Raw genomic sequence first — 5,811 nt, 5'->3', positions numbered from 1 at the left:
TCTGGCGGCTAACCCTGGGGTGGCCGCGGCAGGGCTCAATCCCATGACGCACTACCTGCAGATCGGCTTCTACGAGGGCCGCTTGGCGTTCGGCGACGGCACGTTCGGGGCCGGCTAGGTCGGCGACACCGACTCGAGCGTGGCCGCACCTGCCGGGCGAGACCCACTTCTTCCAGTCCAGGCTGGCTCTCACAATTAACTCGGTCCGAAGCCAGCCGGCTAGGTTACCTGTTTCAATGCGTTGTTCCGGCAAACGGCCGCGTTACGCTGGGTGTTGGCGAGATGTCGCAGTCAACCTTGATGGTCGCGACCTCGCCAGTCACGTCATCTACGATCGTAATCATGTACGTCCCACCGGGTCCGTTCCCATCCAAATTTCGGATGTACTCCGCGGCCTCCTGAAGAGCTAACTTGCGTGCGCCCGTCATAGTCGAAAGCACTGACCTTGAGCGATGCGAAGACATTCGCAATTCCCCAACGTTCACGTGAACCGCAGTATCGGAGTTGGTGCAGGCTATCCCCGCGAATCCTTGAGCTCATCCTGCACAACCACCTGCTTGAGTCGGCTTCAAATTGCGCCACGATAGTACGGGCCTGTTTCAGGCACCCCACACCGTGTTCTTAGTATAGAACTCTCAAAATAGTAACGATCGGCTTTTTGACGGAGTTTGTCAGCCGAATCATGATCGCCTCTGCATTCGCATAAACTGGCCGCCGCTCGTAGCTCGGCATTAATCTGTTCAGCAAGGGCAGCGGCAACTTCGAGATTTTTCAGTATCGTGCTCATGGCGACACCAACAGATATGAGCCTTACTGGCGAGGTTGATGCAAGCGCAGCTTCCTCAGTAGGCGGGCTGGACGCACGCCTCTATCGCTGCTGTCCTGAGTGGCGACGTAGCCGTGTTCCGAAGACAATCACCGAGCGCCCTCTCAGAGCAGGCCCAAGTATGTGGCGCCTAGCTGCGCGGCGTCAGATGTCACAGGGTTGGAAAGCACGTCTCGATCGCTGGATGAGTCCCCATCCTGGGTTGCGGGTTGAGAAAACATCACTCGTAGCGACGTTCTGCTGATCGGCACGCAAGGCATCCTCCCTATTGCTTTTCGCACTTCCGAAGAGGGATGAGCAAAGGGCGGGCCAGAGAAATGTACAGACTCGTACTATGAAAACCACAATTGTCTCAATGATTTAATGTTGGACGCCGATCTTATCTCCTTCACTGGTGGTGCATAACCCAATGTAGGGTCATATGCCCCACCCAATTCAGCCAATCCGGTATTTTTCCATTCTGTATCGCAGCGTGTCCCGTGAGATGCCCAGTAGTTTGGCTGCTCTGGTTACGTTGCCATGGGTCTGGTCAAGCGCGCGGCTGATGGAATTCTTTTCCAAATCGCCGAGTGACCCCACAACTGGTTGCACCAGGGCGGCGTTCTCATCTGAGACTTCGTTGCACAACGTCGGCGTTTCGCCCGGGGGGACAGCGAGATGCACCTCGTCGATTACGTCATCGCGGGTGCTCAGGACCGCCTGTTCGATCACGTTGCGCAACTCGCGCACGTTGCCGGGCCAAGCATGTGCCCGGATGCGGCCAAGCGCGCGATCGGTTAGGCGCAGGTGTGGCCGCTGGTAGCGCGCACCGATGCTTCTGAGAAAATACCCTGCAAGGAGCTCAGCATCACCGTCTCGCTTGCGTAGCGGCTCAATGTCCACCGTGATCACGCGCAGGCGGTAATACAGATCAGCGCGAAACCTCCCCGCCTTGACGAGTTCTTCAAGCGGCCGGTTAGTCGCCGAGAGAAACCGCACATCGACGGACCGGTCCCGTAATCCGCCGACGCGGCGTACCATCCGGTCTTCGAGCAGTTTTAAGAGTTTGACTTGAACGCTCGGCTCAGTGTCGCCGATTTCATCCAGGAAGAGAGTGCCGCCGTGTGCCATTTCAACGAGTCCGAGCTTGCGCTCTCGCGCATCCGTAAAGGCACCGCGCTCGTGGCCGAAAAGCTCCGACTCCAGAAGATGTGGAGGCAGCGCCGAGCAGTTGATTTCGAGGAAGGGCCCACTCTCTCTTGATCCACCGAAGTGAAAGGCACGGGCGACGAGTTCCTTCCCTGTGCCGGTCTCCCCCCGAATAAGGACGGCAGGCGGAACTCCCTCTCTCAGGCTGCGCTCTGCATCGAGTATGGCGCTGATCCGATCCCGTAAGCGCTGCATAGTAACGGAGTCGCCGAGGAGCTGCGAAATACCCTGATCCTGTAAGCCGCCCGCGGCGTAGTAGGAAAGAGCCTTCTCAAGTCTTTCCTGACCCAAAGCTTTGTCGATCAGAATTTTCAACTCACTCAAGACAAGTGGCTTCGCCACATAGTCGTAAGCTCCCGCCTTCATGGCATCGACAGCGACTTGAACGCTGCCGTGTCCAGTTATGCAGATTATCTTTACCTGCCGGTCACGACGGCGAATCTCTTCTAGCACGCGAAGCCCATGAAGGTCCGGCAGATTGATATCGAGCAAGACGAGATCAATGTCGGGCTGACGATCGAAGATCGCGAGTCCGGTTACACCCGACCTGGCGGCTGCTACGTCAAAGCCGCGGCGCGTGAGATAGCGTGCGACGTTTTCCGCGAGATCGACCTCGTCTTCGATCAACAGGATGCTCTGGCCCATCCTAAGGACTCTGCGGCAGATTGAGGATGATGCGGGTTCCGCAGCCCTCGCTCGTCTCAAGGCGGATCCGTCCTGCATGCCGTTCGATGATCCGTCGAGCTAGTGCCAGACCAAGCCCTGTACCGTTCGGCTTGGTTGTCATGAAAGGTTCGAATACTCTTCGCGCGAGCGAAGGGCCCATGCCGTGGCCGGAATCCTCAATCACGATCTCCAGATTACCGTCGCGGGTGGCATGGCTTTCAACAACCAGACGTCCGCCCGTTGGCATTGCTTGCACGGCGTTAGTCAACACGTTCGTGATGGCGCGCGCCAGCTGAACACGGGCGCCACGGAGACGGGGCGTCTGGCGGGGCTCGAATGATACCTCGATTTTCTGAACGTCCGTCTCGGCCTTGAGATTGTCGAGGCACTCGCGAATTACAGCCTCGATATCGACGACCTCACGGACCTCGTCGGATCCGATCGAGCCGATCAGCAGTTCGCGGATCCAGGCATCGACACGATCGATCTGTCGCATGATTTTGTTGAACGATGCCTCGGTTCCGGCTCGATCCTCCTCGAGTCCGATTTCCGCTGTAGAGCGTATCGAAGCGAGTGGATTGCGGATCGCGTGCGCCACGGTGGCTGCCATTTCGCCGATTGCTGCGAGCCTCTCGGCCGCGATCAATCGCTCGCGCTGCTCGCGCATCATCGTGTGGGCTTTCCAGACGATGCCGAACAAAGTGACGTACAAGAGAATCCCGCCTCCTGCGGCTGCTAGCCAGACGAGTCGCAAGCCGCTGTCGATAGCTTCGAACAAGGCATTCGGCAGTTTGTAAATCTCGATGACAGCCAGCACCGCCTTTCCGCTCTCATCACGGATGGGGATATAGGCCTCGACAAAGCGCTGGCGGCTATGTGGCCCGGCTGCCGACGCCAGGCCAATATGCTCTGGCTTGCCGCTGGCGATTGCGATCTCACCGGTCTCGACTACGATCTGGCCGGTGAGCGCAATCTCTAGCTCATGATTGTCGGCGAACCGCATGCCTACGAGCTTCGGATTGCTTGACCAGATGACGGAGCGGTCTACACCGTAGAGATTGGCTCGTACGACGTCTGGAAAAGTCGGCACGTGCGCAGTGAACGCGTCAAGCAATGCCTGAGAGTGATTTGGCTCGCGACGCTGAAGATAAGTTCTTGTATTCTCCGTCGCGACAATACCTTCGATGAAATCCCTGCTCAGGATCGCGTCCTGCATGAGGAGCTTGTCTTTTAGAAAATTCGTCATGAAGCTCATCATGGATATGCCGATGACAGCAATCGTGATGAGGCTTAGGATTGAGAACCATCCCAACAGGCTGAAATGCGGTTCCGACGCTGATAGCGTTATCGGATCGTGCCTCGGCTCGGCTCGGCTTGCCAACATCATGGATAGTTCCCACCTCCCACGCGACACTACCGCGCCGGTTGGGTGAACTTCCAGATCAATCGATGTGTGATCCCCGTGGTTTTAGGGGATAGAAGTGGCGCGGCAGCGTCGAGGCGCTCAGTTTCTAATCTATAACCATCTGCATGCGCAGCGGAGTGAAACTTAGAGTGCGGGGGGAATTGAATTCGGCGGGTCGCGCGAAAGGCCACCGGCGTTCACTGCAAGGGGCGGCGACATAGTGAGGTTATGGCCGCCCGCGTCACGTCCGCTTCTGCGGCATCGCCTCGGAAAGCGGACCGACAGCTTTCGGCCAGGCTCGGTCGTTCAAGGCCAATCAGACTGCCGGTAAGCAGACCTTTCGAAGGTTCGAGAAGGGTCGCAAGCGGCGGTTCGGCGCCTGCCGACCCGAGGTCGGCTCAGGGCGCGCCTCAGACCTACAAGCTGAGCTGCTGAAACATCCGCTTCGGAGAAGCCGCCGGGATCCTCTGATCGACCGGGATGGGCGCACAGTTGCCGACCGGGTTTGGCCCACAACAGAATGACGGCTTTCAGCCCCCAACTGCAGAAGCGGACGCTCGTCGCCGCTCGTCCGACAGGGCCGGCGCAGGCACACTGACATGGAAGAGGCCTTCGAGCGGGATCTCGCTCACTGCCGGACCTTTGACATTGCGAACTACGAGCGCCGCCCTGCGCTGAGCCGGTGGTGCGACTCAGCCGCCTGCCTCCTCTCACCTTTGATGTAGGATCCCAACCGGGCTGCCATCTTCCCCGTCGCCACGGCCCGGGAGCCGATCTCAATCTCGATCGCCAACCTGCGAGACGGAGCACCATGGCAGCCGGCCTGACCCAGAACGATCGTTCACCTTCCACGACCCGAACGCCGCTCAGGTCACTATTCAGTACAGCGAGAGGCTACCTATTGCGGATCTGCGTCATGATGCTCGTGATGTTCATCGTTTCCCCTGCGGCTTTTGCAGAAAGTGAACAAGATGTGCAAAATGGTTGGCGCTGGCAGGCTGTTCCGGAACTCACTAGCGCAAGTCTTTCCGCAGCACATTAGCAACTTGTAAGTTCATCAAGCCTTAGCCGGCCAGATGGGAGGCAGGCTATTGTTACATTTTGGACGGCAAAGGTCCTGCGCCCGATTATACGGTGTATTGCATCCTTTGACCGAGACATGAGCCAAACTGACGAGAAATGTGAGCAACCGGCCAAGTGACACCCGCCCCTGCTCGTGAGTTGCCCATGGGTTGCAAAATCGACTTCCTTAAATATCTTACGTAACGTCATGTCGAATCGTGTTCAGAGCATCCGCCTCCTGGCCCGCTCGGGCAGCCTGCAAGCAGGCTGGTAGCCCTGACACTCGACTTTCCGGGCTGGAAGTCGAGGTCAGGGAAACTCCTCAGCAAATCTTTCTTTGTCCGACGCGCTGGCAGCGTCGATCTGGTCGCATCTGCTCAAAGAAACTTCGCAGAGCGACCATGCTGTGAGGTAAGAGAATGAACGTGGTCCTCGGGTCTGCGAAGATCTGCGACATGGCAGAGCAGGAAGCCGATGAGAGCAGGCGACGCAGTCTGCTGTGCGATCTTGAGCGCTGGGCGAAGCGTCGACCTCCGAACAGGGTGGCGCACCGATTGGGCATCAGCATGGCACGCGTCCGTTCCTTGAAGGGCGGCGACTGCGGCCGCTTGTCCGTCGGTGAATTGACCGAGCTGGCGTGCCGGGCTGGCCTGAGGATTTAAGC

Annotated in this window: 5 protein-coding genes; 1 reads left to right on the top strand and 4 read right to left on the bottom strand. The window is 58.3% G+C overall.

Features of this window, described 5'->3' with window-relative positions; translation table 11 throughout:
- Positions 1-568: 568 nt before the first annotated feature.
- The 3 genes from MOX02_RS29060 to MOX02_RS29050 all read right to left on the bottom strand — a co-directional run bounded on the left by MOX02_RS29060 (position 569) and on the right by MOX02_RS29050 (position 4,067).
- The gene (locus MOX02_RS29060) at positions 569-787 is read right to left on the bottom strand and encodes a hypothetical protein (RefSeq protein WP_147029260.1); all 219 of its coding nucleotides are present in this window, start codon (positions 785-787) and stop codon (positions 569-571) included.
- A 474-nt stretch (positions 788-1,261) separates the two neighbouring features.
- Positions 1,262-2,659: a sigma-54-dependent transcriptional regulator gene (locus MOX02_RS29055; protein WP_147029259.1), complete on the bottom strand. Its 1,398-nt coding sequence runs from the start codon at positions 2,657-2,659 to the stop codon at positions 1,262-1,264.
- Between the two features lies 1 nt (position 2,660).
- A complete protein-coding gene (locus MOX02_RS29050) occupies positions 2,661-4,067 on the bottom strand; it encodes a sensor histidine kinase (protein WP_147029258.1) in 1,407 nt (468 codons plus the stop codon).
- A gap of 934 nt (positions 4,068-5,001) precedes the next feature.
- Between MOX02_RS29050 and MOX02_RS32795 the strand changes: the two genes are divergently transcribed.
- Positions 5,002-5,127 carry a hypothetical protein gene (locus MOX02_RS32795; RefSeq protein ID WP_280525370.1) on the top strand — a complete coding sequence of 42 codons (126 nt, stop codon included), beginning with the start codon at positions 5,002-5,004 and terminating at the stop codon, positions 5,125-5,127.
- A 397-nt stretch (positions 5,128-5,524) separates the two neighbouring features.
- Here the strand turns inward: MOX02_RS32795 and MOX02_RS31945 are convergent.
- Positions 5,525-5,811, bottom strand: a 287-nt coding sequence (locus tag MOX02_RS31945) for a hypothetical protein (protein WP_210250422.1), incomplete at its 5' end; no start/stop codon positions are given.

It is taken from the genome of Methylobacterium oxalidis, assembly GCF_007992195.1.
Lineage (GTDB): Bacteria > Pseudomonadota > Alphaproteobacteria > Rhizobiales > Beijerinckiaceae > Methylobacterium > Methylobacterium oxalidis.
Note: the sequence above shows the minus strand (reverse complement) of the source record. Positions and strands in the feature narration are given on the sequence as shown.